The organism is Aminobacter sp. P4_D5 (assembly GCF_056401815.1).
In genome coordinates this window covers 1-2262 of record NZ_JBFUIP010000336.1, presented here as the reverse complement: position 1 = coordinate 2262, position 2262 = coordinate 1, and the positions used below count along the sequence as shown (strand labels likewise).

Here is a 2262-nt window from a genome sequence, read left to right as displayed (position 1 = left end):
AATCAAGATGTGGCAGCAGTAGTTCAATATTTGCAAGCAAATAATCTTGGTACTTCAGGAAGCTCAATTGCATTTATCGCTACAATTTCAGATAAAAATCACACATTTGTTTTTATCCAGGGTGGATCTGGAATAACTACAACTCTAAATGTGTTGATAGACCTTCCGAATGTTTCAGCGACGAGTATTTCGGCCGCTGGCAGTGAAATCAGTGTGATGGACACCTTGGCGCCGTCGACGCCGGCGATCACCAGCGTGACCGACGACGTGGCGCCGGTGACGGGCCTAGTGGCGGATAACGGCAGCTCGAACGACAACAGGCTGACGATCGCCGGGACGGCGGAGCTGGGCGCCACGGTGACGGTCTACGACACCGACGGCACGACGGTGCTGGGGACGGGTGTTGCGACCGGCGGGGCGTTCACGATCATCACCTCGGCGCTGGGTCACGGCAGCCATGCCCTGACGGTCCGGGCGAGCGATGCGGCGGGCAACCAGAGTGCYGYCTCGGCAGCGTTCCACGTCACCATCGTTGGCCTGGCGGGGCCGKYGGCGCCGTTGATCGCCAGCGTGAGCGACGACGCGGCGCCGGTGACGGGCCTGGTGGCGAATAAYGGCMGCTCGAACGACCCCACGCTGACGATCGCCGGGACGGCGGAGGCGGGCAGCACGGTGACGATCTACGACACCGACGGCACGACGGTGCTGGGGACGGGTGTTGCGACCGGCGGGGCGTTCACGATCACCACCTCGGCGCTGGGCCAGGGGGCTCACACGCTGACGGCGAGGGCGACSGMCGCGGCGGGCAACCAGGGGSCGTWCKCRACGGCRTTCCACGTCACGATCGACACCACGGCGCCGTTGGCGCCGGCGATCACGGGGTTCGCGGGCGACAGCGGGACGGCGGGCGACCACCTCACCAGCGACCAGACGCTGACGCTGAGCGGCACGGCCGAGGCGGGCAGCACGGTCGAGATCTTTCGGGACRGCGTGTCGATCGGCACGACGGTGGCCGACACCGGCGGCAACTGGAGCCGGGCCGACCCCACCTCCCTGGCGGATGGCGCCTACCAGTTCACGGCGAGGGCGACGGACGGAGCGGGCAACCAGGGGCTGGCCTCGGCGGCGTTCCAGGTCACCATCGACACCACGGCGCCGGGGGCTCCGACCTTCGGYAGCGTGATCGACAACGTGGCGCCGGAGACCGGCGAGGTGGCGGATAACGGCGTCTCGAACGACCCCACGCTGGAGATCGACGGGACGGCGGAACTGGGCAGCACGGTGACGGTCTACGACACCGACGGCACGACGGTGGTGGGGACCGGCTTGGCGACCGGCGGGGCGGGGCCGATCACCACCTCGGCGCTGAGCGAGGGCGCCCATACCCTGACGYTGCGGGCGACGGACGCGGCGGGCAACCAGGGGCCGGCCTCGACGCCGTTCCACGTCACCATCGACACCTTGGCGCCGCTGGCGCCGGTGATCACCGTCGTGACCGACGACGTAGATCCGGTGACGGGCGTGGTGACGGATAACGGCAGCTCGAACGACAACAGGCTGACGATCGCCGGGACGGCGGAGGCGGGCGCCACGGTGACGGTCTACGACACCGACGGCACGACGGTGCTGGGRACGGGYGTKGCGACCGGCGGGGCGTTCACGATCACCACCTCGGTGCTGGRCGAGGGCGGCCAYACSCTGACGGTCCGGGCGAGCGAYRCGGCGGGCAACCAGAGTGCCGCCTCGGCRGCRTTCCASGTSACCRTCGACACYRYGGCGCCGTTGGTGTCGATCACTACAATTGAGGGYGGCGACGACSTGATCAACGCCGCTGAAGCGGCGGGTGGGATCACGGTTTCGGGTACCGCGGAGATCGGCTCGACGYTGGYGGTGAACGGCGCGTCGGTGACGGTCGACRGCASYGGCGCCTGGAGCACGTCGGTGGCGACGGCRGGCCAGGGCCTGCTGACGGTGACGGCGGTGGCCACGGACGCGGCGGGCAACACCGCGACGGCGACGCAYGACCTGACCGTCGACASCTTGGCGCCRKCGGCGCCGGTGATCGCCAGCGTGAGCGAYGACGCGGCGCCGGTGACGGGCCTGGTGACGRAYAAYGGCAGCTCGAACGACCCCACGCTGACGATCGCCGGGACGGCGGAGGCGGGCGCCACGGTGACGGTCTACGACACCGACGGCACGACGGTGCTGGGGACGGGCGTGGCGACCGGCGGAGCGTTCACGATCACCACCTCGGTGCTGGGC

The 2262-nt window shown here is 68.8% G+C and carries 1 protein-coding gene; it reads left to right on the top strand.

Features of this window, described 5'->3' with window-relative positions; genetic code table 11:
- Positions 1 to 216 precede the first annotated feature (216 nt).
- On the top strand, positions 217 to 2262 hold a 2046-nt coding region (locus AC1DWF_RS31605), incomplete at its 3' end, for an Ig-like domain-containing protein (protein WP_476842521.1).